The sequence below is a fragment of the Adlercreutzia muris genome, assembly GCF_041223505.1.
GTDB lineage: Bacteria > Actinomycetota > Coriobacteriia > Coriobacteriales > Eggerthellaceae > Adlercreutzia > Adlercreutzia muris.
The window spans coordinates 181,418-207,415 of sequence record NZ_JBCLQK010000003.1; the positions used below are offsets into that span (position 1 = coordinate 181,418).

Here is a 25,998-nt window from a genome sequence, read left to right on the forward strand (position 1 = left end):
GTGTCCTTCGCGAAGAAAGGTGGTCCTATGGCCTTCGATCCCGTCGCCTGGATCAATACGCCCCGTTGGCAGGCATCACGCTTGGGGCTCGAGCGCATGACCGACTTGCTGGAGCGCTTGGGCCGTCCTCAGGACGATCTGCGCTTCGTCCACATGGCGGGCACGAACGGAAAAGGGTCGGTCTGCGCCTATCTGGCTCGCATCCTCGAGGAGGCCGGCTACACCGTGGGGCTGTTCACAAGCCCCTATATCCTGCGCTTCGAAGAGCGCATTCGCGTGAACGGCGCCGACATCACTGCTGAGGAGCTGGCTCGGGCCGTGGCTGTTGTGCGTCCCGCTGCCGCGGCCATAGAGGCCGCGACGGGAGATCATCCCACGGAATTCGAGCTGATGGCCGCCGTGGCCCTGGAGCACTTTCGGGCATCGGCCTGCGATATCGTTGTGCTGGAAGTGGGCTTGGGCGGTCGTTTGGATGCCACCAATGCCATCGACGCGCCCGAGGTGAGCATCATCACCCGCATCGGACTGGACCACACCGATCTGCTGGGCGACACCCTGGCGGCTGTCGCCGGGGAAAAGGCCGGCATCGTGAAGGCCGGCGTGCCAGTGGTCAGCTGGCCCCAGGAGCCCGAGGCCATGGCTGTCATCGAGGCGGTGTGCGCCGAGCGGGGCTGCGAACTGCGTTGCCCCGACTTCGCCGACCTGGCGGTGGAGCCGCTTGCGGGGGCCGGGGGCGAAGGCGTCGTGCCGTTGCGGCGGTTTTCCTATCGCGGGCGGCCCTTCGAGACGCACCTGCTCGGCAGCTACCAGCCCTTCAATGCGGTGCTGGCCCTTGCGGCGTGCGAGGAGCTGCGCGCCCGAGGCTGGGCCATTTCCGATGGGGCCGACTTCGCTGGTATCGCGGCGGCCCGCTGGCCCGGGCGCTTCGAGGTGGTGGACACCTTCCCGCTCACCATCGTCGATGGTGGCCACAACCCCCAGGGAGCCGAGGCTTTGGCCTCGTCACTTGCGGACTTGCTGGGCGAGGCGGGGCGCAGCTCGGTGCACTTCGCCCTGGGCGTGTTGGCCGACAAAGACTATCCGGCCATGGTGTGTGCCGTGGCGCCCTGGGCCGCCTCGTTCTCGGTGTATGCGCCGGAGAATCCCCGGGCCCTAGCGGTCGACGAGCTGGCTGCATGCGTTCGGGAGGTGCTGGCTGAGGAAGCTCGCAGCGGAGCGGTCGCCTCCCGCGGCGGTGCCGTGCCGGTAAGCATCTGCGCCAGCCCGGCCGCCGCCCTTGCCGCTGCGCGGGATGCAGCAGGCTCCGAAGGCGTAGCCGTGGCCTTCGGGACTCTCTATGCCATTGCCGCCTTCGGGAATGCGTCGGGATGTCGGTAGCTTGGGCGCCCTGGTTTTCGAAGGGGGAGTTTGCTGTACGGAAACAGGCTTTTGGAAAACGGGGCTATAGCTCGGAAAACGAAAAGCCCCCGCGGCCGAAGCTGCGGGGGCTTGGGTGCGATGCTGTGTCGCGCGACTTACAGGGAGTCGATGTAGGTCACCAGGTCACCTACGGTAACGAGACCCTCCGGCTCGCCGAAGTCGACCTCGCAGGCCTCTTCCAGATCGCAGATGAGCTCGACCATGTCCAGGGAGTCGATGCCGAGGGACTCGAAAGTCGCCTCAGGGGTGACGGTGGCGGGGTCGATGTCGAGGTTGCTCTCGAGAACGCCGGCGATGGTGTCGATAGTTGCCATGAACTAATCCTCCTTTTGCGTGAGCAGGCCGTAGCCGCCGTCATCGCGGCGGTACAGGATGTGCACCAGGTTGGTGTCACGATCAGTGTACGCGAAAAAGTCGTGGCCCAAAAGATCGATCTGGATGAGCGCCTCATCTTCGGTCATGGGCGTGAACTCCGTCTCCTTGCGGCGGACGATCTCGTCGTCGGCCAGCTCGTCCATGAGGCGGTCAAGATCTAGCTCGCTCTCGGGGTGGGCGTCCTCGTGGGCGTAATCGACGATGCGCTCGGTGGCACGGACCTTCTTGTCCAGCACGCGGGTCTTGTACTTGCGCAGCTGGCGGGCAACCTTGGCAGCTGCCACGTCGATGGCGGCGTACATGTCCTCTTCGCTCTCTTCCACACGCACGATATGGCCCTTGATGCGAACGGTGACCTCGCAGATGGCCGGCAGCGGATTGGCCGGGTTCTTCTCAGTGTACAGGACAACTTCCGTGGATACGGCGTCGGCGTCGACGGCCTTGATGGCGTTGCCCACCTTCTCCTCGGCATATTGACGAAGGGCGTCGGTGACGGGCATTTTGCGTCCGGACACGGTGATCGTCATGATTCCACCTCTTTAATTCGTGGCCTACAGATTCGATTGGAAGGCCTTCGGTGCGTCGGTCTCGCCAGCTGCGTGACGAAAGCGCGGCGGCGGGAGGGCTGCCAACCGGAGAAAACAGCATAGCGCACTTTGGGTCGGAATCGACGGGCAATTTGAGGTTGCAGGAAAACGTTTCCCGTCTGATGGGCGCTTCCGAGCGCTGCCGCAGCTCAGTGGCCGCAGCTCGATCAGACGGCAGCGTCTGACCTTGCGGCCGGCAGACTTTCATGCGGCCGTTGTCTCGTTAGTTTTGCATGGAGATTGTCGTGACGGCCCCTCAACGGGTCGTTCTTTTGGTCGTCGGCGCGGGGAAAAGCGATACAATAAACGGATATATGCGCGGCCGACCCACGGGCAGCCCAAAACGAGAACCTGAGGATGTGAGCATGGAACCCACTGCGAAGAACCCCGATCCCCACCACATTTTCATCGACGAGGTCCAGGGCCATCAGCGTCGCTGGCTCAAGGTGATCCAGTTTACGAACTCGTCTACCAAGGCTGCGGCCATCATGCTCGCCGCCGCTATCGTAGCGCTCGTCATCGCGAATTCCCCGGCCTTCGAGCCCTTCGAGGAGTTCTGGCACACCCATGTGGTAGTGGGCGTGGGCGGCTTTATCGGCGAGATGTCTTTGGCCCACATCATCAACGATATCTTTATGGCGGTATTTTTCCTGCTCGTAGGGTTGGAGATCAAGTACGAGATGACCGTCGGCGAGCTGACGAACATCCGCCAGGCGGCCCTGCCCATCATCGCGGCCATGGGCGGCGTGCTGGCTCCCATCGTCATCTACTCCATCTTCAATGCCTCCAACCCCGAGACGTCCCACGGTTGGGGCGTGCCCACAGCCACCGACATCGCCTTTGCCCTGGGCATCATGGCGCTGCTCGGCAACCGCGTGCCCAACGGCGTGCGCGTGTTCCTCTCTACCCTGGCCGTGGCCGACGACATCATCGCCATTCTCGTCATCGCCATCTTCTATGGCCAGAGCCCCTCGCTGATGTGGCTGGCCGTGGCGGCGGTGGTGCTCGTGGCCCTCGTGCTGCTGAACCGGGCCCATGTATACTCCCTGGCGCCCTATCTGCTCATCGGTTGCCTGCTGTGGTTCGCTGTGTTCATGTCCGGCGTGCACTCCACTATCGCCGGCGTGCTTCTGGCCTTCACCATTCCCACTGGATCCCGCGTCGACCTGCAGAAGTTCATGACCTGGTCGGGCGACCGGGTGCGCGAGGCCCGCGACAGCTTCGTGGAGAGCCAGCCGGTGGTGCTCCAGAAGGACTATATGTTCACCGTGAGCCGCCTGTCCAGCGTCGCCAAGCAGGTGGTGCCCCCGGCCACGCGCCTCGAGCACATGCTGTACCCGTGGGTGTACTTCGCCGTGCTGCCCCTGTTCGCGCTGACCAACGCCGATGTGAGCTTCCTCGGCGGCGATGTGCTGGCCATGGTGTCGAGCCCGGTGTTTTTCGGCGTGTTCTTCGGCCTTCTGCTCGGCAAGCCCATCGGCATCCTGCTGTTCAGCTTCCTGACCGTGAAGTTCAAGATCGCGAATCTGCCCGACCATGTGAACTGGATCCATATGCTGGGCGCCGGCATTCTGGGCGGTGTGGGCTTCACCATGGCCATCTTCGTGGCGAACCTGGCCTTCCCCGAGGCCGTGCTCATCGCCGATGCGAAGATCGGCATCCTGTCGGCATCGCTTCTGGCCGGCGTCATCGGCTTCGTGTTCCTGTTCATGCAGGCCAAGGCCGCCGAGTGCCAGGGTATCTCGTACGTGTCGGCCTCTCTTGACGACGTGGTGCGCCAGACTGCGGGGGAGGAAGCGGCCGATGTGGCCGATGACCTGGTGCTCGCCTGCGGAGACGATGACGTGGTAGACGATGTGCGCGAGGTGCTCGAGGCCGAGGGCGGGGTGGCCGAGTTCGTCATCCACGAGACGGCCCGCGCCGAGGCCGAGGAGGCGGAGGATGTGACGGGCACGCGGCCGTAGGGCGGCCGAGTTTCGCCAGTTGACTCAATTCGCGAGGGCGCTCCTGCAGGGGCGCCCTTTTTCGTCGGCGCTCGCTTCAGATGCGGGGCGCATGCTTGCCACCCAGGGAGGCGGCCCTTGACAGAAAATACCCCTAGGGGGTATAAAGCAGAAAACGGAATCTGCAATCGAAGGAGCAGGAATGGAAGAGAAGGGCGAGGGCCTCGGCGAAGCCGCCTTGGTCGAGCCGGCGCGGGAGTGCGGGTGCCGCCATAAGGCCACGCCGCGGTCCGAGGCGTTGCAGGCCGACGTGCAGCGGCGCCTGAATCGCGCCATAGGGCAGCTCAACGGCGTGAAGGCCATGGTTCAGGACAACCGCTACTGTGGGGATGTGCTCACCCAGCTGGCGGCGGCCGAATCGGCCGTGCGGCGCGTGTCGGAGATGCTTCTGGCCGAGCATATGCGCACCTGCGTAGTGGAAGAGGTGCGCGCGGGCAACGACGAGGTAATCGACGAAGTGATGGCGCTCATGCGGCGCTTCGCGAAATAGGAGGCATTCATGGAAACCCAGCGTTTGGCCGTGGCCGTCATGCACTGCGAGAAGTGCGTGGCGAATGTGGCGCGGCACTACGAGGAGCTGTCGGGCGTGGCGGCGGTGGCGGTGGATCTGGCCGGCCAGAGCGCCGAGGTGACCTACGATCCGGGCCAGGCGGGTGTGGACGATCTGCTGCACGCCCTCGATGACACCAACTTCAAGGTGGCCGTCATGCCCGAGGCGGGCCCGCACCCCTTCGCGGCCGACATCGCCGCCGATGAGGCCGAGAGGGCGGCGAAGAAGGCGGCCGAGGCTGCTGAGGCTCAGGGGGAAGCCGAGGTGCGGAAAACGGGGGCTGCCGCGAAAACGCACGCGGTGCCCGATGGCGAAGGGACGCCTGCTGCCGACGGTGCCGACGGGTCCGCGGAGGCCGCCATTCGCCTGGCCATCGAGGGCATGCACTGCGCGAACTGCGCTGCCTCCATCGAGAGCCACTACCGCAAGACGCCCGGCGTGATCGACGTGGCCGTGAACCTCGCGAACAACACCGGTCGCGTGGTGTTCGATCCGGCCCAGGCCAGCGTGGACGACATGCTCGCCGTCTTCGACAACCTCGCCTTCACCGCCGAGCTCATTCCCGAGGACGCGCCTTTGGTGGACGAGCGCCGCCGTGCCCGCGAGGCGGCCCGAGCTGTCCGCGACCGCAAGGTATTCGGCATCTCCGCTGTTCTCACCGTCATCATCGTGGCCGTTGGCATGATCCCCGGCTGGCACATGGGGGCAGGCAGCGCGCTGGCGGGTCTGTTCGTGTCCGAGCCCACCCATGTGCAGGCCATGTTCGCGGCGAACATTCTGCTGCTGGCGCTGACCGTTCCCGTGCAGTTCGGCTGCGGCGCGCGCTTCTACCGGGGCGCGTGGGGCTCGCTCAAGGGAGGCTCGGCGAATATGGACGTGCTCGTGGCCTTGGGCACCTCCATCGCGTTTCTGTTCTCGCTGTGGATCACCTTCCTGCCCGTGGTGACGGGCGACTGGTCGAGCCACGAGGCCCTGGCCATCAACGACGGCATGCCCTATTTCGAGACTTGCGCCATGCTCATCACCTTCGTGCTCTTGGGCAAGATGCTGGAAAGCCGCGCGAAGGGGGCCACGAACCAGGCCATTGAGTCGCTGATGAACCTGACGCCGCCTGTGGCCCGCGTGCTGCGCGGCGGTGAGGAGCGGGAGGTGCCGCTTTCCCAGGTGGTGGCGGGCGATACGGTGCTCGTGCGCCCCGGCGAGAAGATGCCCGTGGACGGCGTGGTGACCGAGGGCTCTACCGAGGTGGACGAGTCCATGCTCACCGGCGAGACGCTGCCGGTGGTGAAGGCCGCGGGCGATGCCGTCACGGGCGGCACCCAGAACACCACGGGCTCGGTGACCGTGCGCGCCATGCGCGTAGGGGCCGATTCCACCCTCGCTCGCATCGTGCGGGCCGTAGAGGACGCCCAGGGCACCAAGGCGCCCATCCAGCGCATTGCCGATCGCATCGCGGCGGTGTTCGTGCCGGCTATTTTGATCATCGCGGCCATCACGTTCGCCGTATGGTTCTTCGCCGCGCCAGTTGCCCCTGACGAGCGCGTGGTGCGGGCGCTCATGCCGGCCATCGCGGTCATCTGCGTGGCCTGCCCCTGCGCGCTCGGCCTGGCGACGCCCACGGCGCTCACGGTGGGCATGGGCAAGGGTGCCCAGCTCGGCGTGCTCATCAAGGACGGCACGGTGCTTGAGACCATGGGCAACCTCACGGCCGCTGTGTTCGACAAGACGGGCACGCTCACGGTGGGCGAGCCGGCGGTGGTGGCCTGCGACGTGCCCGACGATGCTCTGCGGCTGGCCGCCGCGCTGGAGGCGAAGAGCGAGCACCCCCTCGCCCGCGCCGTGGTGGCCTATGCGAACGTGGTCGATCTGCCGGCAGTGGAGTCCTTCCAGGCCGTGGTCGGCGAGGGCGTGCGCGGCGTGGTGGTGGGCCGCGAGGTGTTCGTCGGCGTCGGGAAGGCCGCCGGCGACGGGGCCGGGGCCACAGGCTCGCTCGTGACCATCGATGGCGCGCCCGTGGGCTGCATCCAGTTTCGCGACGAGTCGAAGCCCGATGCGGCCCGCACTCTGCGCGAGCTGCGCGAGAGCTACGGCGTGACCTCCTACATGGTCACCGGCGACGCGGCGCCCACAGCCCGGGCCATCGCGGGCGAGGTGGGCATTGCGCCCGCCCACGTGTTCGCCGGCGTGAAGCCCCTTGAGAAGGCCGATTGCGTGCGCGACGTGAAGGGCGCAGCCGCTGTGGCCGAGTTGGAGGCTGTCGCGGGGGCGGCCGGCAAAGATGGGCCTGGGACCGCGCCGAGAAAGGCCGCCGTCGTGGCCTTCGTGGGCGACGGCATCAACGATGCCCCGGCGCTCGCTGCCGCCGATATTGGCGTGGCCATGGCGAGCGGCACCGATGTGGCGCTGGACGCCGGTTCGGTGGTGCTCATGCGCAACCGCCTGTCGGATGTGGTGGTGGCCCTGCGCCTGTCGCGCGCCACCATGCGCAAGATCAAGCAGAACCTGTTCTGGGCGCTCATCTACAACTGCATCATGATCCCGTTGGCGGCCGTGGGCATCTTGGCCCCGGCCCTGGCTGGCGCCGCCATGGCCCTGTCCAGCGTGTCGGTGGTGAGCAACTCCCTACTGCTGAAGCGCTTCAAATAGCGCTATACTTTGCCCTATGCGAAAAGTGCGGGCGGGAAGGCCCGGGGACATAGAAAGGCGTTGCATGGAAACTGCTGCGATTATCCTGGCGGCGGGGGCCGGTACCCGCATGAAGTCGAAGAAGCCGAAGGTGGCTCACGAGGTGCTGGGCCGGCCGCTCGTACGCTGGGCCGTGGAGGCGGCGAAGAGGGCAGGGGCCGACCGCGTCGTCACCGTGGTGGGCCATGGCCGCGAGCAGGTGGCGCCGCTTGTGGAGGGCGATACCGAGGTGGTCGTGCAGACGCAGCAGCGGGGCACGGCCGACGCAGTGCTGGCGGCCAAGGACGCGCTTGCCGGCTTCGACGGCGCCGTGGTGGTGCTCTCCGGCGACAGCCCCCTCATCCGCCCCGACACTATCCGCGAGATGTGCGCCCTGCGCGCCGAGCATAACGCCGCGGTGGTGGTGCTCACCATGGAGCTTGCGAACCCCTTCGGCTACGGCCGCATCGTGCGCGACGGGGCCGGCGAGGTGGCCCGCATCGTGGAGCAGAAGGACGCCACGGCCGAGGAGGCCGCCATCACCGAGTGCAACTCGGGCTTCTACTGCTTCGATGCCGCCGCCCTCTTCGAGGCCCTGGCCCAGGTGGACGCGAATAATGCCCAGGGTGAGTTCTATCTCACCGACGTGCTGGCCATCGCCCGTGCCGCGGGACGGCCCGTGCTGGCCTACAAGACCGACGACGCCGAGCAGTGCCTGGGGGTGAACTCGCGCGGGCAGCTGGCCGAGGCCACCCGCGTCATGCAGCGGCGCATCAACGAGGCCCATATGGCCGCCGGTGTCACCCTGTGGGATCCGGCCACCGCCTATATCGGCCCCGAGGTGACCATTGCCGCCGATGTGGAGGTGCTGCCCAACGTCATTCTCATGGGCCGTACCGCCATCGGCGAGGACAGCCTCATCGGCCCGAACACGCGCCTGACCGACACGTGCGTGGGTGCCGGCTGCACGGTGGACGAGACCGTGGCCGTGAGCGCCCGCCTCGACGACGGTGCCTCCTGCGGGCCGCGGGCCTATCTGCGCCCCGGCACCCACCTCTGCGAGGGGTCCAAGGCCGGCACCCACGTGGAGATCAAGAAGTCCACGGTGGGGAAGGGCAGCAAGGTGCCGCACCTCTCCTACATCGGCGACGCCACCATCGGCGAGGGCGTGAACATCGGCGCCGGCACCATCACCTGCAACTACGACGGCGCCAACAAGCACGCCACTGTCATCGAGGACGGGGTCTTTGTGGGATCGGACACCATGCTCGTGGCCCCGGTGACCATCGGGGAGGGGGCGCTCGTGGGCGCCGGATCCACCATCACTAAGAACGTGAGCCCGGGGGCCCTCGCTCTCGGCCGCGCCCGCCAGTCCGAGATCGAAGGGTGGGTGGCGGCCCATCCCATCGAGAAGAAGAAATAGGGTACGGGCCGGTTTTGCCTCGGCGGGGGCGTCCGGCCGTACTACAATAGGCCCAACCGTCGAAATCTGTTGCAGAAGGGACATTCTGACATGACCGAGATGACCAAGCGCATGGCCCTGTTCTCTGGCTCGGTAAATCCGGAGCTGGCCGAGGAGATCGCCAAGAACCTGAACGTGAACCTTGGCAACATCAAGCACGAGAAGTTTGCCAACGGCGAGATCTACGCCCGCTACCAGGAATCCGTCCGTGGGGCCGATGTGTTCCTCATCCAGTCCGTCTGCGCCGCCGAGGGCTTCGATGTGAACGACGCCCTCATGGAACTGCTCATCATGGCCGACGCCGCCAAGCGCGCGAGCGCTCGCTCCATTTCGGCGGTCATCGCCCATTACGGCTACGCCCGCCAGGATCGCAAGGCCGCTCCGCGTGAGCCCATCACGGCGAAGCTCGTGGCCGATCTGCTCACGGTGTCGGGCATCGACAACGTCATCACGGTGGATCTGCACCAGGATGCCATCCAAGGCTTCTTCGACATTCCGGTGAACCACATGACGGCCATGCCCATCTTCGTCGATTACTTCCGCGCGAAGAACTTCGACCCCGAGCGCCTCTGCGTGGTGTCCCCGGACGTGGGACGCGCCAAGGCGGCGAAGAAGTTCTCCTCGGCTCTGGACTGCGCCCTGGCTATCATGCACAAGGATCGACCCAAGCACAACCAGGCCGAGATCACCGCGCTCATTGGCGATGTGACCGATAAGATCTGCATCCTGAACGACGATATGATCGACACGGCCGGGTCTCTCGTGGCCGCGGCCGCCACGCTGAAGGCCAAGGGCGCCGCCGAGGTGTACGCCTGCGCTACCCACGGCCTGTTCTCGGGTCCGGCCTACGAGCGCCTGGAGAACTCCTGCATCGAGGAAGTGGTGGTCACCAACGCCGTGCCCGTACCGCTGGCGCGCCAGACCGGCAAGATCAAGGTGCTCTCCATTGCCCCGCTGTTCGCCCGCACCATCAATGTGGTGTACAACAACGGCTCCATCGGTAAGTTGTTCGAATAACGTAGTTCCGCCCGTCCTGGCGGACAGGCGGACGGGCCGACGCTGCGGCTCCGACAGGCACCTGGCCTTGCACTTCAGCGCTTTCCCTCGTGGCGCGAAGGCCGCTCGGCCGCGCTTCAGCACAATTCCAGGCACCTGTCGGACCCTCGCTGTTTTCAGCGCCACCAGTGCGACAAAAAGATTCGAGAAAAAGTGGAAGAAAAGAAAACATTTCTAATCGCGGGCCTGGGGAATCCGGGCGCGGAATATGAGCATACGCGGCACAACGCCGGGTTCGATACCGTGGACGCGCTGGCCGATGAGCTGGGCTGCCGCTACTGGAAGACCGAGGGCGGGGCGCTCACGGCCAAGGGGAAGTGGCGCGGGGAAGAGGTGGTGCTCGCCAAGCCCCAGAGCTACATGAACACCTCGGGCGGTCCGGTGAAGACGCTCATGAAAACCTACGGAGTGACGCCCGACCATCTCATCGTCATCCACGACGAGCTGGATATCGATCCGGGCACCATTCGGGTGAAGTTCGGCGGGGGGCATGCCGGTCACAACGGCTTGCGCTCCATCGGCGACAAGCTGGGCACCCGCGACTGGTACCGGGTGCGCATCGGCATCGGGCGGCCGCCGGGGCGCAAGCCCGTGGTCGATTGGGTGCTCTCCCAGCCGCGGAAGGACGACGCCGAGGCCTTCCAGCACGCCGTGGCCCTCGGTGCCGAGGCGGTGCTCTTCCTCATGGGCAACGGCCTGGAGAAGACCCAGCAGAAGTACAACTAGCGAAGGGCCCCCTTGCCGGGGCCCTTTCCAGCGGAGTGCCCGCGGGTCGCGCGCCGCGAATCGAAGGGAGTGGGAGCAGATGCATCTCAGCGAGAAGCAACATACCTGGGCCTTGTTCGCCATCGTAGTGGCGACCTGCGCCTTGGGCTCGCTCTCCCAAACCGCACGAATTTCGTGCTCGTGATCATCGCCCTGACCGGCGCGGTTGGCGCGGAAGCGGTTATATGGGACTATCGAGCGGCCTTCGCCCTGTCGGCGGCGCTCTCGCTTGTGGTGCTCGTCACCGCCGTTTGGAAGGTCCGCTAGCGTATAATGGCCTCTCGTCTCATCCCGAGCGCATCGCCGCGCGGGATCGGGCGGCGAGGTTCCCGATAATTGAAAGGCGTTTTCCGTGGCATTTCTTCTCGGTTGCGAAAAAGTGCGGGTGGAATTCCCCACGAAAACAGTGTTCACCGAGCTGTCCCTCGGGGTAGATGAGGGCGCCCGCATCGGTATCGTGGGTAAGAACGGCGACGGCAAATCCACGCTGCTCGGCGTGCTTGCCGGCGAGGTGGAAGTGGATGGTGGTCGCGTTATCCGCACGCGCGGTGTGTCGGTGGGCGTGCTCGGCCAGACCGACGGCCTGTGCGATGAAGATACGGTCGGGCGGGCCGTGGTAGGGGGCCGCCCCGAATACGAGTGGGCCGGCGATGCCCGCACGCGTTCCATCATCGCGGGGCTTCTGGACGATGTGGCCTGGGACGGGCTGGTGGGCACGCTCTCGGGCGGTCAGCGTCGCCGGGTGGACTTGGCGCGGCTGCTCATTGGCGACTGGGACGTGCTCATGCTGGACGAGCCTACTAACCACTTGGACGTGAAGGCCATCGCATGGCTCGCCGATCATCTGAAATCCCGTTGGCGCCCTGGGGATGGCGCCCTGCTCGTGGTGACCCACGACCGCTGGTTTCTTGACGAGGTGTGCGAGACCATGTGGGAGGTGCACGGTCAGCGGGTCTGGCCCTTCGAGGGCGGCTTTTCCGCCTACATCATGCAGCGGGTGGAGCGCGACCGGCTGCAGGCTCTGGCCGAGCAGAAGCGGCAGAACGCCCTGCGCCGCGAACTGGCGTGGCTCTCGCGCGGCGCGCGGGCTCGGGCCACCAAGCCCAAGTTCCACGTGGCCGCGGCCCAGGCGCTCATTGCCGACGTGCCGCCCCTGCGAGACGAACTGGAGCTCAAGCGCATGGCCATGGCGCGGCTCGGCAAGACCGTGGTGGAGCTGCAGGACGCCTCGCTTTCCTTCGGCGACCGGGTCATCTTGGACGATGTGGACTGGATCATCGGGCCCGGGGACCGCTACGGCATCGTGGGCGCCAACGGCATCGGCAAGACCACGCTTTTGCGCATCATCCAGGGCCTCCAGCCGCTCGATCGGGGGCGGGTGAAGATCGGCCAGACCGTGCGCTTCGCGGTGCTCTCCCAGCATTTGGACGAGCTGACGAAGCTCGGCGACGACCGGGTGCGCCAGGTGATCTCCCGCTACTCGCGCCGCACCATGCTCGACGGCAAGGAGCAGACCCCGGGCCAGCTGCTCGAGCGCCTGGGCTTCACGAAGGACGACCAGAACGAGCCGGTGTGCGACTTGTCGGGCGGCCAGAAGCGACGGCTCGCGCTCATGCTCATCCTGCTCGACGAGCCCAACGTGCTCATCTTGGACGAGCCCGGCAACGATTTGGACACCGACATGCTGGCCGCCGTGGAGAGCCTGCTCGACGGCTGGCCGGGCACGCTTTTGCTCGTCACCCACGACCGCTACCTCATGGAGCGCGTGACCGACCATCAGTTCGCCCTCATCGATGGCAAGGTGCGCCATCTGCCTCGCGGGGTGGAAGAGTACCTGGAGCTGACGAGAGAGGCCGAGCGGGAAGCGGCGATCGCGGCGCCTGGGAAGGCGACGCCGGCGGTGAAGGCCGCGTCTGGGGAAGTGACCCCGGGGAATCCCGCGGGGCATGCGGCGCCGGCGCTTTCTGGCGGAGAACAGCGCGAGCTGCGCAAGCTCATGGCCTCTAGCGAGAAGAAGATCGGCACCCTGAAGGGTAAGATCGAGAAGAAGCAGCTGGAGATGGCCGAGGCCGACCAATCCGACTACCTGGTGCTCACCGCCATGCAGGAGGAGATCGCCGACTTCCAAGACCAGATAGAGGCCTTGGAGCTCGAATGGCTCGAGGCCGCCGAGAAGCTGGGGGAGTAGCGCGGGTCCTGACGCACATTTCGGCCCATTGGGGCAAGCAATCGCTCGTTTCGGCCCATTACCATATCTGACCTCCTCTTTTAGCAGCTGCGTAGAAACTACGTAGCTGTTCGGACGGCCGCATTTACGCAAGGGCTGCGCTTTCGCCGACCCTCGCTGCGGTTCATGATCCCTCCTGTTAGCGCACCGATGGGCGGTGCAGAGCTCCAAATCGTTTAGGAGGGAAATCATGGACATTATGCAATCGAGGCGCGCGTTCCTGAAGACGGCGACGGTGGCCTTGGGAGGTGCGGCCGTCGCGGGTCTGGCCGGATGTGCCCCCGCGGCCGAGACGCCGGCTAATGACGAGGCGGCCTCGGTCGACGACATCAGCTGGGACGAGGAGAGCGATGTCATCGTCGTGGGCGGCGGCTTGGCCGGTTTGGCCGCGGCGGTCACGGTGGCCACCGAGGGCAATGGCGCCACATGCCTGCTTTTGGAGAAGGGTCCCTTGGAGACGGGCGGCGGCAATAGCGCATTCGCCGCGGGCATGGTGCTTTGGACGAAGGACCCCGATAACTTCGCCGAATATGTGCGCGAGCTGCGCGGCGAGATGGACAACGTGCCCGATGATGTGATCGATGCCTACGCCGCCGGCATAGCGGAGAATCTCGATTGGCTGCGGAGCCTGCCCGGCTTCAGCGAAGACGATGTGACGATTTCGGAGTACTTCGAGCCGGGAACAGGTGAGAGCTGCTACCCCGAGTACAGCGAGATGCCCCACGCCTATTCCTTGGGCCGCGTGCGTTTCAAGAACGACAATGGAAATGGGAACACTCAGGTCACGCCTTTCATGAACAACGTGAAGAACCAGTTCACCGATGTTATTACCCACAAGACGAGCTCGCCGGTTACGGCTTTGGTCCAGGACCCTGCCACGAAGGAGATTCTCGGCGTGGTGTACACCGATGGCACCGCAAGCAAGTACGCGAAGGCGAACAAGGGCGTCATCATGTGCTTGGGCGGCTTTGAGAACAACGCTCAGATGAAGGCTGACTACCTGAGCGGCCCATGGGCGCGACGCATTGCCGGCGAGTACAACGAGGGCGATGGCATTACCATGTGCGCCCGTGCCGGGGCCGATATGTGGCACATGAACAGCTGCGCCGGCTTCTGGACCTCCATGAGCCCCATCGACGGTGATGTTTGTCTGATGCGCACTCCCAAAGACCAGGGCATTACCGTTGCCATCAATGGCCAACGATTCTATATGGACTGGGATGGTGATGTGTGCGAGGACTGGGATTTCATGGATGTGGGGGATCTTTCCTCTCATGTGGGCTCGCGTCACGGCCACATGCAGTTCGGCGGCGAGTGGCCCCATCTGCCCATGCCGGCAAAGACCTGGTTCATTACCGATGCCCCCGGCTATCAGTCCATTCTCGAGAACAAGATGATGGCCATCGACTTCGATCCCATGGATGGCTGGGGATTCACTGCCGACACCATCGAGGAGCTGGCTGGAAAGATCGAGGTGCCGGCCGAGGCGCTGGCCACGACGGTCTCTCAGTGGAACGAATGCGTGGCCAATGGCAATGATGTGTACTTCCATCGTCCCGCCAACAAATTGAAGTCCATCGAAGAAGGGCCCTTTTACGCCTTGTTCTGCGCCCCGACGATGCTGAACACTGATGGTGGGCCGCGCCGCAGCGCCAAGGGCGAGATCCTCGACCTCGATGGCCAGCCGATTCCGCACCTGTACAGCGCCGGCGAGTTCGGCTCAGTATGGTCCAATATGTACCAAGGCGCCGGCAACCTCGGTGAGTGCCTCGCTTTCGGCCGTATTTCCGTTCGCAATTGCCTGGGCATTTAGTTACTGTATTCCCTCAGCCCTCCCTCCCTGCCCCCGGCGTTCTGCAACGCCGGGGGCTTTGCCGTCGATGTCAGCTGTGGGATCTGGGCAGGGCAACTCGTGGTATTGTGAACTCAGACGGCTTCGGGAGGGTTGGAATGGTTGGGAGCAAATCGTACAAGAGTGCGCTCACGATAGCTAATTTCGTCGGCCTCAGTTTTTTGTGGCCGTACTACCAACGTGCTTTCTACCGTGTCACGCTATTTTATCGTTTGGGGGAGGGGGCCGAGGCTGGCTATGGACTATTCCTTGTCTTATTACTTGCTGGTTGCGTTGTCGCTGCGGTGAAATATCGGGCCATCGAGGCCCTGCTGGATCGTGAGCCGATTTTGTTTGCCGGTGCTGCGGTGTTTTCTTTGATGACAGGATCCTATTTGATGGGCGTGGTAATGCCGTCGGCAGAAGCGGCGCCAGTCCTGTCGCTTTTGGCCGTTGTCGGCTATGCGGTGACTTTTCTAATAATTTCTGCTGGTGCCGTGCTGATGCTTATGCGGCTTGTGTATACAGTGGGTTTGTTTCAGGGCGCTGCTGTGCTGAGCGCATCGTCGATGATGGGGAAAGTGCTCTCGCCGGTTACGGCGACTTCCGATAGCTTGTTCGGCTTCGTTCCTGCGGTGGGGCTGCTGGTGGCCGGGCTGTCGGTGGCTCTATCGCCTCGGGCGCCGTCGACTGTAGAAGCTACGTCTTCCTATGATCGGTTGACCAAGGCCCCCTACTTGAAGACATGGCTTCTTCCTTTGTCAGCTTATTTCGTCCTTTCCGTCTCTCATGCGTTTCGTTATGCCTTCGATATGACGAATGAAGTATCTGCCGTCGGTGGGGAGATCGTGCCGGCCGCCGTTTCCCATTTCCCTGTTATTTCGTATTTCACATTTGCCGGTCTGCTGCTGGTGGCTTCGGCGCATTCGACCCGTGGCAATATTCCGAGTTGGAATCGCTCGGCCTTTTGGGTGGCGGCTCTTGGGGTCGCTGTTGGTTTGCTTGCAACTCCTGTGCTCATGTCACTTGCGGAATTCGGCGATGATCTCGTCACGTTTGATGCGGGGCTCTCTCTGACGCTCTTACTGGCTGTTTGCATCCTGCTCTTCACTTATCAGAACCGCTTGTCTCCGTTGCAGACCTTCGGTGTATTTCTCTGCAGCGCTTTGGTCGTTGAGAAAATTGTGACCTATCTGCTTTGCCCACCTCTGCTTGCTTCGATAGGGCAAACTGCAGCGACGGGTGTCTATCCGACTATTATGATCTCGGAGCTCGCCACGCTCATCATGCTGTTTCTCTTTCTCGCTCGATTGTGCCAGGGCAATGTGCTCGCGCTGCTTTTCCCTGCGAGCGCATCTCCATCTGCCGATGGCGAGCGGGATAGGCGCCGAACAGTTTGCGCGACCATCGGCAAGGAGGCTGGTTTGTCTGATCGTGAGGTAGATGTGCTGTATTATCTTTCCTGTGGTTACAGTGCTAAACGCACAGGGGAGACATTGTTCATTTCCGAGCGTACTGCGCAGACGCATACGCAGAATATTTATCGCAAACTCGGTGTGCACAATCGGCAAGCGATCATTGATTTGGTAGAAGACGTGGAAAGAGACCGACGGGAAGGTGGCAAGTAGTGTCAGTTTTAAGTATAGCGGAAGACCTTGCCCGATGACAGCCTATCGCACCATAGCCGCCGTCGCCGAGACGGAGATCGTCGAGAAGAAGAGCCGCTTCATCGGTCGCATCGCGCCGGTGACGACCGAGGAGGAGGCGCTTGCCTTCATCGCCGAGGTGAAGGCGGCCCACCGCATGGCGCGGCACAACGTGTACGCCTATGTGCTGCGCGGGGGACGGGTGCGCTACACCGATGACGGCGAGCCGGCCAAGACTGCGGGCATGCCCACGCTTGAGGCCATCCAGCACGCGGGCCTGGAGGATGTGGCCGTGGTGGTCACCCGCTACTTCGGCGGCATCCTGCTGGGCACGGGCGGCCTTGTGCGCGCCTATACCGATGCGACGAAGGCGGCCATCGATGCGGCGCGCATCGTGGTGGTGTCCCGCTGCGTGGACATCATGATGGAGGTGCCCTACAACCTGTACGAGCCCGCCTGCCGCCTGGCCGAGGATGCCGGTGCCCGGGTGCACGACACCGACTTCGCCGAGAACGTGCTCATCACCTTCCGTATGCTCGACGGCACCCAGTCCCCCTTCCTGGAGAAGCTCACCGAGCTCACCCGCGGCCAAAGTGAAATCATCGTGACCGATCCCTTCGACGCGGCGTTCTAGCGCAGAAGTGTGGTAAGATGCTTTTTGCCTAAAGAAGGGCGCCCCAAGCGGCGCGCCCTTCGACGAGGGTGCCTAGTCCTCGTCTTTGTTGTTGGAGTTCCCGCCGTTATTCGGCGGGTTCTCTTTTATCAGAGCCAGAACGGCTACGATAAACGTGGCAACTCCAACCAAGACTTGGGCCCAGGCCAGCATTTCGCTCATCTGCATCACCCCCTTTCCTAGCTAGCATGGTTGCGGGGTGAATGCAGTGGGCTGAGTGCTCCCTGCGTGGGATAGTATATCATACAAATGTTCGTAGATTGGTGAGAATTCGATATGTACGGATTGAAGACCGAGAGCAGCTTCGACGCCTCTCATTTTCTGACTGATTACCATGGCAAGTGCGAGAACCTGCACGGGCACCGCTGGCGTGTGGTGGCCTATCTGGAGGTTGCCGAGTTGCAGACCGAGGGCACCTGCAAGGATATGGTGGTTGACTTCGGCGATTTCAAGGGCGCCCTGCGGTCGCTGACCGAGCGGCTCGACCATCACTTCATCATCGAGGAGGGCTCGCTTGCCCCCGATACGCTGGCCTGCCTCGAGCGCGAGGGCTTCGCGCTGTTCACCGTGCCCTTCCGCACCACGGCCGAGAACTTGGCGAAGTGGTTCTTCGACGAGCTGGCCGCCCAAGGGCTGCCCGTGGCCCAGGTGGACGTCTACGAGACGCCGAACAACTGCGCCTTCTATCGGAAGGACGCGTAGGGCCATGGTTCCCGAGGAAGAGAACGACGGCCTGCTAGATGCCGAGCGCCACCAGGCCCGCCACACCATCGCGGCCCGGGCCCAGCTGTTTCCCGTGGCCGAGAAGTTCGTGAGCCTGAACGGGGAGGGGCTGGCCTCCGGCCGGCCAGCGGCCTTCATTCGGTTCGCCGGCTGCAACATGTGGTGCACCTACTGCGATACGCGCTGGGCGAACCACCCCCTCGTGGAGGTGGAGGGGTGGAGCGTGCCCCAGCTGTTGGCCTGGGTGGCCGAGACCGGCGTGTCCTGCGTGACCCTCACCGGCGGCGAGCCGCTGCTGCAGCCCTACCTGCCCGATCTGGTGCAGGCGCTGCTATCGGTTGAGAGCCCGCGGCCCCTGCGGGTGGAGATCGAGACCAACGGCTCTCGCGACCTGGGGCCCATGGCCCATCTGCGCGAGGCGGCCGCCGAGGCGGGGCTGCCGGGCAGCCTGCACTTCACCGTGGATTGGAAGACGCCTACGGCCGGCGAGGCCGTGTCGGCTGCCATGCGGCGGGAGAACTACGATGTGCTGGACGAGCGCGATGCGGTGAAGTTCGTCGTGGGCAGCGAAGAGGACCTGGTCTTCATGGAGCGTATGGCCGACGAGGCGGGGCTGTGGGACCGCTGCACGGTGCTCGCGAGTCCCGTATGGGGCGCCCTGGAGCCGGCCGCCATTGCAGCCTACCTCATCGAGCGCGGTCTGGATCGCGCCCGCTTGCAGCTGCAGCTGCACAAGATCATCTGGCCAAACGAGAGCCGGGGCGTCTGAGACCGCAAGGAGCGAGGGGCGCGTCAGGCCGCTGCGGGCATCCCGCGCAGCGGCTTGGGGAGGGCGCCTGCGTGGCGGGGCCCTTCGCCGGGCGGGCCGCCCCCTCTGGAACGAAAGAAGGAAGCGTGACTATGCAGGAAAAAGCCCTCGTGCTGTGCTCGGGCGGCGTGGACTCCACGACGCTGCTCGCCGGGGCCGTGGCCCGTTTCGGGGCCGAGAACGTGTACGCCCTGTCCATAAGCTACGGGCAGAGGCACATCCGAGAGATCGAGGCAGCCCGGGCCGTGGCGGCCCACTACGGGGTGGGGCAGCGCTTCCTGGACTTGGAGGCCATCTTCGCCGACAGCGCCTGCTCGCTGTTGGCCCATTCCGATGAGGCGGTGCCCACGGGTGCCTACGGGGAGCAACAGGAGACGGCCGAGGGGGGCGTCGTGAGCACCTACGTGCCCTTCCGCAACGGGCTGTTTCTGTCCTCGGCGGCCTCCATGGCCCTTTCCCTGGGCTGCTCGGTAGTGCTCTACGGCGCCCATCACGACGATTGGGCCGGCGCTGCCTATCCCGATTGCTCTCCGGCGTTCGTGGAGGCCATGGCCGCCGCCATCGCCGAGGGCACCGGCGGCGAGCTGCGCCTGGAAGCCCCGTTCGTGACCTGGTCGAAGGCGGATATCGTGGCCGAGGGGCTGACGCTTGGGGTGCCCTACGAGCTGACCTGGTCCTGCTACGAGGGCGGCGCGGCCCCCTGCGGCGCGTGCGCCACCTGCATCGACCGGGCGGCCGCCTTCGCCGCCAACCACGTTGAAGACCCCGCGTTGAAGGGATAGCCCATGAAACCGATGGAAATGGCCGAAGCGCTGTTCGGAGAAGACGCCGACGGGACGGCAACGGCGAGCACCGAGGGGTCGGTGGACTCCTCGGCCCTGGCCGCCATCGCGGCCCATCTGGAGCGGGAGCAGCCTGCTGCGACCCTGTCGTCCGCGCGGGCCGCGACCCGCGGCGGCGAGACCATCGACTTGGCCAGCGCTCGCGAGGAGGGACTGCGCGCGGCCACGGCGCCTCAGCACTACGTGGATGCGGTGAAGCGCCAGAAGATCGCTGCCAGCACGGCTAAGAAGGCGAAGGCCGCGGCTTCGGCAGGCGGCGCGGCCCCAAAGGCGACGGAGGCCGCGCCCGCAAAGGGGGCGAATTCCGCGAAGACCTCGTCGAAGAAGACCACGAGGGCTTCCGTGTCCGCCTCGGCCGCGAAGGCTTCCGCGTCCGCCTCGGCGGCCGGGACCTCTGGCCGCGATGAGGAGGAGACGCGCGCCGGTGGCGTGACGCATTTGGGCAGCCAGGGCACCCAGTACCCCACCGACTACGACCCCTCGGTGCTCGAGACCTTCGAGAACAGGCATCCGGGCAACGACTATTTCGTGAAGTTCAACTGCCCCGAGTTCACGAGTCTCTGCCCCATCACGGGCCAGCCCGACTTCGCTACTATCTACATCTCCTACGTGCCCGGCGAGCGCATGGTGGAGTCCAAGAGCCTGAAGCTGTACCTGTTCAGTTTCCGCAACCACGGCGACTTCCACGAGGACTGCATGAACATCATCATGAAGGACCTCATCGCGCTCATGGATCCGAAGTACATCGAGGTGTGGGGCAAGTTCACGCCCCGCGGCGGCATCTCCATCGACCCGTACTGCAACTACGGCCGTGCCGGCACGCCGTGGGAGAAGGTGGCCTGGGAGCGCTTAACCCAGCACGACATGTACCCCGAGAAGGTGGATAACCGCTAGGCGGCTCCGTTCGATGGAGGGGGTCGCCCGCAGCGGGGTGCGCCTTGCCCGCGGCGGCGTGCGGGCTTCTTGGCGGGGTGTGAAAAACTCGGCGCTTTTCCCGGGCAGGGTTGGACGACGGTGCTATACTGCGCCCTGGCAGACTAGGGTCGACCCAAAGGACCGCAATGTTTCTCACCGTCACGTGCAATCCGGCGCTCGATTGGATGATGCGCCTGCCCGCTTTCGCCGAGGGCGTCACGAACCGATCAGCGGCTGATGATCTGTCCTACGGCGGCAAGGGTGTGAACGTGGCCACCATGCTGCACCGCTTCGGCCAAGATGCGTGCGCCTCCGGGTTCATCGCCGGCACTACGGGCACGGCGCTCGTGGAAGGCGTGGAGGCCGCCGGCGTCCCCTGCGATTTCGTGCGCTTGGATGAGGGGCAGACCCGCATCAACGTGAAGATGAAGCGCCCCCGCGCCGACGGCTCGTTGGAAGAGACGGAGATCAACGGCTGCGGCCCGGCGGTGGGCCCGGTCGCCATCGCGACGCTCCGTCGCCGCATCGAGCGGTTGGGCTCGGACGATTGCCTCGTGCTGTCGGGCTCCCTGGCGCCGGGCTGCCCGGCGGACCTCTACGCCGATCTGGCCGCGGCTGCCGCCGAGCACGGCGCGCGGTGCGTGGTCGATACCACGGGTGCTGCCCTGACCGAGGCCCTCGCCGCACGGCCCTTCCTCGTAAAGCCCAACAACCACGAGCTGGCTGAGCTGGCCGGCTGCGATGCCGCCGACGAGGCCGCCGTGGTAGCTGCCGCGCGCGACCTTGCCCGGGCTGGCGCCCGTTTCGTGCTCGTCAGCTGCGGTGCGGCCGGAGCGCTGCTGGTGGACGCGAAGGGGCTTATCGCCCGGGGCGCGGCCCCGGCGGGCGCCCTCGTGAACTCGGTGGGCGCGGGCGATTCCATGGTGGCGGGTTTTCTGGCGGGGCTCGCGGGAGCCTCCCTTCCCGGCCGCGAGTCGCTCTGCCCTGGCGCGGACGACGCCGTCTACGCCCTGCGCCTCGGCCTGGCGGCCGGCTCCGCCACGGCTTTCTCTCCCTCTTTGGCATCGGCGGGGCAGGTATCCGACCTGCTTCCCGTCACTTTCGTGGAACCCTGCAACTGAAAGGAGTGCGGTTCGTCTATGAGAATTGTCGATTTGCTTCAACCCGGGGCCATAGCCATCGGCAGCGCGCCCGCCGACAAGGCCGGCGCCATCGCCCAGCTCGTGGAGCTGCATGATAGAGCCGGAAACCTCAACGACAAGGAGGCCTTCCGCGAGGCCATCATCGCCCGCGAGAACCAGGGCACCACGGCCGTGGGCGAGGGCATCGCCATCCCCCATGCGAAGACGGCGGCCACGAAGCGGGCGTCCCTGGCGGCCATGACGGCGCCTGCCGGGGTCGATTACGGCGCTCCGGACGGGGCTCCCTCCACGCTGCTGTTCATGATCGCCGCGCCCGACGACGGGGGAGATGTGCACCTGGAGGTGCTCTCGCGGCTCATGACCATCCTCATGGACCTCGACTTTCGCGCCCAGCTCATGGCAGCGGAAACCCCCGAGGCGTTCCTCGCCGCCATCGACGCGAAGGAGCGCGAGCGCTTCGCCGACGAAGTGGAGGCCGAGGCCGAAGCCGATATGGAAGGCGACGTGGAAGGCACTGAGGCCCTCATCGACGCCGCCAAGGCCGCCTACGCTGAGGAGCACGGCAAGGCCGACGGCTTCCGTATCCTGGCGGTGACGGCGTGTCCCACGGGCATCGCCCACACCTACATGGCCGCCGAGGCGCTCACGAAGGCCGCCGAGGCGCGCGGCATCGCCCTGAAGGCCGAGACCAACGGCACCGGGGGCACCAAGAACCGCCTGACCCGCGAGGAAATCGCCGCTGCCGACGGCATCATCGTGGCCGCCGACAAGGAAGTGGAAATGGCCCGCTTCGACGGCAAGCCCGCGGTCATTGTGAAGGTGTCCGACGGCATCAACAAGCCCGACGAGCTCATCGACCGCATCCTGGCGGGCGACGCGCGCGTGTACCACCACGCCGGCGGCGCGAACGCCGCGGCTGCCGAGGACGAGGCGGGCGAGAGCGCCGGTCGCAAGATCTACAAGCATCTCATGGAGGGCGTCTCCCATATGCTGCCTTTCGTGGTGTCTGGCGGCCTGTTCATCGCGCTCGCCTTCCTCATCGACGGCATCGCCGGGGTGCCCCAGGACGGCAACTTCGGCACCGGCACGCCGATCTCGGCCTGGTTCAAGACCATCGGCGGCTTTGCCTTCAGCTTCATGGTGCCGATCCTCGCCGCCTACATCGCCCAGTCCATCGCCGACCGTCCCGGCTTGGTGGTGGGCTTCGTCGGCGGCTTCATGGCCACGCTCGGCTCCACCTTCGGGCTGCCCGGCGGCGACATTCCCTCGGGATTCCTCGGCGGCCTGCTCGCGGGCTTCGCGGGCGGTTATGCCATGCTCGGCATCGAGAAGCTGTGCGAGAAGATGCCCGACTCGCTGGCCGGCATCAAGCAGATCCTCATCTATCCTTTGGCGGGCCTGGGGGCCATCGCCGTCATCATGTGCGCGGTCGGCCCGTTCATGGGCATGATCAACACCGGCATGTCCAACGCGCTCACTTGGCTTTCCGATAACAACTTCGGCGTTGTGCTCGGCATGATCCTTGCCGGCATGATGGCCATCGACATGGGCGGCCCCTTCAACAAGGCGGCCTACGTGTTCGGCACCGGCATGCTCGCCCTCGGCACCGACGCCAGCTTCCAGATTATGGCCTCGGTCATGATCGGCGGCATGGTGCCTCCCATCGCCATCGCGTTGTCCACCACCTTCTTCAAGGACCGCTGGACGGCCGACGAGCGCAAGAACGGCCCGGTGAACTACATCATGGGCCTGTCGTTCATCACCGAGGGCGCCATTCCCTATGCCGCTTCTGACCCGCTGCGGGTCATCCCCTCCTGCGTGGTGGGCTCGGCTGTGGCCGGCGGCCTGTCCTGGTTCTTCGGCTGCACGCTCATGGCGCCCCACGGCGGTATCTTCGTGGTGCCCGTCATCGGCGGTGCGCTCATGTACCTGGTGGCCCTTGCGGTCGGCTCGGTTGCGGGCATGTTCATGCTCGCGCTGCTGAAGAAGAAGCGCACTGAGGCCTAAGGCGGCGGCAAGAGCCTCCGGCGCGGGTCCCGGCGGGAGCGTTTCGGCGGGAGCGCTCCGGTGCACGTGCCCCGGCGGGAGCACCCGGCAGGAGCGCCCCGGTACAGGCATCCCGGCACGAGCGCTCGGCGACAGACAGAAGCATTCGACTTGACGACAAGGAGAGAACTATGGTTTCCCAGACGATCACCCTCACCAACGGCAGCGGCCTGCACATGCGCCCGGCCGGCGTTTTGGCCTCGGCCATGGCGCCCTTCGCGAGCGACGTCACCATCGTGGCCGCGGACAAGGAAGTGAACGCGAAGAGCCTCATGGCCATCGTGGCCGCCGGCATCAAGTGCGGCACCGAGGTCGAGGTGCGCTGCGAGGGTGCCGACGAGCAGGCGGCGCTCGACGCGGCCATCCAGCTTATCGAGTCGGGCCTGGGGGAGTAGCCCCATGGCCGCGCTTGCGGGCGTTGCCGCCTCGCCGGGGCTGGGCATCGGCACGGTGATGGTCATCGCCGAGCCCTGCCTTGCCTACGAGGTAGTGGAGGTGACCGACGCCGAGGCGGAGAAGAGCCGGTTGCACGGCGCCATCGAGGCCTTCTCGGCGCTTACGCGCGAGAAGGCCGAGGTGGTGCGCGAACGCGTGGGCGATGCCGAGGCCGCCATCCTCGAGGGCCATGTGCTCATGATTTCCGACCCGTTCATGGTGGCCGAGATGGACAACCTCATCGACGGCGGCCAGTGCGCCGAGGCGGCCCTCGATACGGTATGCGAGACCTTCGCCGTCATGTTCGAGGCCGCCGACGACGACCTGACGCGCCAGCGGGCCGCCGATGTGCGCGACATCAAGAGCGGCGTGCTCTGCCAGCTGCTCGGCGTGCGCGAGGTGGACGTGTCCCGCGTGCCCCGCGGCACCGTGCTCGTCACCCACGATCTGGTGCCCTCCATGACCGCCGGTCTCGACCGCGACAACGTCGTGGGCATCGTGACGGAGACCGGCGGCATGACGAGCCACTCGGCCATCCTGGCCCGTGCCCTGGAGATTCCCGCCGTGCTGGCCGTGCCGGATGCGGTGCGGAAGCTGCCCGAGGGCGCCCAGGTCATTGTGGACGGCGGCGAGGGCGCGGTAGCCGTGGCGCCCGACGAGGCCGAGCTTGCGGCGGCCCGCGTGCGCCAGGAGGCCCTGCGCCGCGAGAAGGAGGCTCTGCAGCGCTTCGTGGGGAAGAAGACCATCACCGCTGACGGGTGCCAGGTGGAGCTGTTCGGCAACATCGGCTCGGTGGAGGACGCCCGAGCCGTGGTGGACAACGACGGCGAGGGCGTGGGCCTGTTCCGCACTGAGTTTCTGTTCATGGACGGCGGCGCGATGCCCACCGAGGAGGAGCAGTTCCGCGCTTACCAGCAGGCGGCCCTCATCATGAAGGGGCGCCCCGTCATCATCCGCACCCTGGACATCGGCGGCGACAAGGACATTCCCTACCTGGGCTTGGAGAAGGAAGACAACCCCTTCATGGGCTTCCGCGCCATCCGCTACTGCCTGGCCCGCGAGGACGTGTTCCGCACCCAGCTGCGGGCGCTTCTGCGGGCGAGCGCCTTCGGGGACGTGCGCATTATGGTGCCGCTCGTCACCGGCGTGGAGGAGCTGCGCCAGGTGCGCGCCCTCATCCGCCGCTACGCCGATGAGTTCTCCCGCGAGGGCGTCGCCTGCAACAAGGACGTGCCCGTGGGCGTGATGATCGAGACGCCGGCGGCGGCCCTCATGGCCGATGCGCTGGCGGCCGAGGCCGACTTCTTCAGCATCGGCACGAACGATCTGACCGGCTACACCATGGCGGTGGATCGCGGCAACGATCGGGTGCGCTACCTGTACTCCGCCTTCAACCCCGCGGTGCTTCGCTCCATCCGCTCGGTCATCGCCGCCGGCACGGCGGCGGGTATTCCTGTGGGCATGTGCGGCGAGGCGGCTGCCGATCCGCTGCTCATTCCGCTGTGGATCAGCTTCGGGCTCACGGAGTACAGCGTGGGCCCCGCGAGCATTCTGGCCACCCGCGCCGCCATCGCCGGGTGGAACCACGAGGAGGCTCGCGCCCTGGCCGAGGCCGTCATGGGTGCCGTGACTCCCGATGCGGTGCTCGATCTTCTGAAGGCGGCGGCTAGGTAGCACTGCCGTTTACGCCCCTCGAGAGCCGGGGGCCGTCTGTTGGGGCGACCCCCGGTTGTTTTCGGCGGGTGAGCCGCTGCGCGTGGATGGCCAGCCAGAGCCAACAACGGCCCCAATGTATGGGTATGCTGTGGTGAACAAAAATGATTCAAGGG

The 25,998-nt window shown here is 65.6% G+C and carries 23 protein-coding genes; 20 read left to right on the forward strand and 3 right to left on the reverse strand.

The genetic code is table 11. The features are described from left to right. Positions 1-27 precede the first annotated feature (27 nt). Positions 28-1,377 (forward strand): bifunctional folylpolyglutamate synthase/dihydrofolate synthase, encoded by a 1,350-nt coding sequence (locus tag AAK988_RS04510; protein ID WP_369880448.1) that lies wholly within the window; start codon positions 28-30, stop codon positions 1,375-1,377. 137 nt (positions 1,378-1,514) lie between these two features. Here the strand turns inward: AAK988_RS04510 and AAK988_RS04515 are convergent, their stop codons facing one another. Then, entirely contained in the window at positions 1,515-1,733 is a 219-nt protein-coding gene (locus tag AAK988_RS04515; RefSeq protein ID WP_028026870.1) for an acyl carrier protein, read from the reverse strand. Between the two features lie 3 nt (positions 1,734-1,736). Beyond that, positions 1,737-2,321: a ribosome hibernation-promoting factor, HPF/YfiA family gene (gene hpf, locus AAK988_RS04520; RefSeq protein WP_135969816.1), complete on the reverse strand. Its 585-nt coding sequence runs from the start codon at positions 2,319-2,321 to the stop codon at positions 1,737-1,739. A gap of 425 nt (positions 2,322-2,746) precedes the next feature. Here hpf and nhaA point away from each other — a divergent pair, with 425 nt between their 5' ends. The 11 genes from nhaA (at position 2,747) to AAK988_RS04575 (ending at position 17,219) form a co-directional block, all read left to right on the forward strand. After that, the gene (nhaA, locus tag AAK988_RS04525) at positions 2,747-4,345 is read left to right on the forward strand and encodes a Na+/H+ antiporter NhaA (RefSeq protein ID WP_369880450.1); all 1,599 of its coding nucleotides are present in this window, start codon (positions 2,747-2,749) and stop codon (positions 4,343-4,345) included. Between the two features lie 181 nt (positions 4,346-4,526). Next, positions 4,527-4,874, forward strand: a complete 348-nt coding sequence (locus AAK988_RS04530; protein WP_136432365.1) for a metal-sensing transcriptional repressor — start codon at positions 4,527-4,529, stop codon at positions 4,872-4,874. A gap of 9 nt (positions 4,875-4,883) precedes the next feature. After that, positions 4,884-7,580 (forward strand): heavy metal translocating P-type ATPase, encoded by a 2,697-nt coding sequence (locus AAK988_RS04535; protein ID WP_369872931.1) that lies wholly within the window; start codon positions 4,884-4,886, stop codon positions 7,578-7,580. A 64-nt stretch (positions 7,581-7,644) separates the two neighbouring features. Next, the gene (glmU, locus tag AAK988_RS04540; protein ID WP_369880451.1) at positions 7,645-9,021 is read left to right on the forward strand and encodes a bifunctional UDP-N-acetylglucosamine diphosphorylase/glucosamine-1-phosphate N-acetyltransferase GlmU; all 1,377 of its coding nucleotides are present in this window, start codon (positions 7,645-7,647) and stop codon (positions 9,019-9,021) included. 90 nt (positions 9,022-9,111) lie between these two features. Then, positions 9,112-10,077, forward strand: a complete 966-nt coding sequence (locus AAK988_RS04545; RefSeq protein WP_135969821.1) for a ribose-phosphate diphosphokinase — start codon at positions 9,112-9,114, stop codon at positions 10,075-10,077. A gap of 192 nt (positions 10,078-10,269) precedes the next feature. Continuing rightward, positions 10,270-10,842, forward strand: coding sequence for an aminoacyl-tRNA hydrolase (gene pth, locus AAK988_RS04550; RefSeq protein WP_369872929.1), 573 nt, complete (start codon positions 10,270-10,272; stop codon positions 10,840-10,842). Between the two features lie 174 nt (positions 10,843-11,016). Next, positions 11,017-11,148: a hypothetical protein gene (locus AAK988_RS04555; RefSeq protein ID WP_369872928.1), complete on the forward strand. Its 132-nt coding sequence runs from the start codon at positions 11,017-11,019 to the stop codon at positions 11,146-11,148. An 85-nt stretch (positions 11,149-11,233) separates the two neighbouring features. After that, positions 11,234-13,069, forward strand: a complete 1,836-nt coding sequence (locus AAK988_RS04560) for an ABC-F family ATP-binding cassette domain-containing protein (RefSeq protein ID WP_369872927.1) — start codon at positions 11,234-11,236, stop codon at positions 13,067-13,069. Positions 13,070-13,298: 229 nt separating this feature from the next. Then, positions 13,299-14,921: an FAD-dependent oxidoreductase gene (locus tag AAK988_RS04565; protein ID WP_369872926.1), complete on the forward strand. Its 1,623-nt coding sequence runs from the start codon at positions 13,299-13,301 to the stop codon at positions 14,919-14,921. 137 nt (positions 14,922-15,058) lie between these two features. Continuing rightward, positions 15,059-16,567, forward strand: coding sequence for a helix-turn-helix transcriptional regulator (locus tag AAK988_RS04570; protein WP_369880452.1), 1,509 nt, complete (start codon positions 15,059-15,061; stop codon positions 16,565-16,567). 34 nt (positions 16,568-16,601) lie between these two features. Beyond that, positions 16,602-17,219, forward strand: coding sequence for an IMPACT family protein (locus AAK988_RS04575; protein WP_151431707.1), 618 nt, complete (start codon positions 16,602-16,604; stop codon positions 17,217-17,219). 72 nt (positions 17,220-17,291) lie between these two features. Here AAK988_RS04575 and AAK988_RS04580 read toward each other — a convergent pair whose 3' ends face one another. After that, on the reverse strand, positions 17,292-17,420 hold the full coding sequence (locus AAK988_RS04580; protein WP_257475574.1) for a hypothetical protein: 129 nt from the start codon (positions 17,418-17,420) through the stop codon (positions 17,292-17,294). 114 nt (positions 17,421-17,534) lie between these two features. Here AAK988_RS04580 and AAK988_RS04585 point away from each other — a divergent pair, with 114 nt between their 5' ends. The 8 genes from AAK988_RS04585 to ptsP all read left to right on the forward strand — a co-directional run bounded on the left by AAK988_RS04585 (position 17,535) and on the right by ptsP (position 25,843). Then, a complete protein-coding gene (locus AAK988_RS04585) occupies positions 17,535-17,960 on the forward strand; it encodes a 6-pyruvoyl trahydropterin synthase family protein (protein ID WP_369880453.1) in 426 nt (141 codons plus the stop codon). Positions 17,961-17,964: 4 nt separating this feature from the next. Beyond that, the gene (locus tag AAK988_RS04590) at positions 17,965-18,750 is read left to right on the forward strand and encodes a radical SAM protein (protein WP_369880454.1); all 786 of its coding nucleotides are present in this window, start codon (positions 17,965-17,967) and stop codon (positions 18,748-18,750) included. A 131-nt stretch (positions 18,751-18,881) separates the two neighbouring features. Further along, on the forward strand, positions 18,882-19,571 hold the full coding sequence (gene queC, locus AAK988_RS04595; protein ID WP_369880456.1) for a 7-cyano-7-deazaguanine synthase QueC: 690 nt from the start codon (positions 18,882-18,884) through the stop codon (positions 19,569-19,571). A 3-nt stretch (positions 19,572-19,574) separates the two neighbouring features. Then, complete coding sequence (gene queF / locus AAK988_RS11320) at positions 19,575-20,525, forward strand: preQ(1) synthase (RefSeq protein WP_440132283.1); 951 nt, start codon at positions 19,575-19,577, stop codon at positions 20,523-20,525. 167 nt (positions 20,526-20,692) lie between these two features. Continuing rightward, positions 20,693-21,667, forward strand: a complete 975-nt coding sequence (locus tag AAK988_RS04605) for a 1-phosphofructokinase family hexose kinase (protein WP_369880457.1) — start codon at positions 20,693-20,695, stop codon at positions 21,665-21,667. Positions 21,668-21,685: 18 nt separating this feature from the next. Continuing rightward, positions 21,686-23,695 carry a PTS fructose transporter subunit IIABC gene (locus AAK988_RS04610; protein WP_369880459.1) on the forward strand — a complete coding sequence of 670 codons (2,010 nt, stop codon included), beginning with the start codon at positions 21,686-21,688 and terminating at the stop codon, positions 23,693-23,695. A gap of 170 nt (positions 23,696-23,865) precedes the next feature. Then, complete coding sequence (locus tag AAK988_RS04615; protein ID WP_369880460.1) at positions 23,866-24,129, forward strand: HPr family phosphocarrier protein; 264 nt, start codon at positions 23,866-23,868, stop codon at positions 24,127-24,129. Positions 24,130-24,133: 4 nt separating this feature from the next. After that, a complete protein-coding gene (gene ptsP, locus AAK988_RS04620) occupies positions 24,134-25,843 on the forward strand; it encodes a phosphoenolpyruvate--protein phosphotransferase (protein ID WP_369880461.1) in 1,710 nt (569 codons plus the stop codon). Positions 25,844-25,998: the final 155 nt, after the last annotated feature.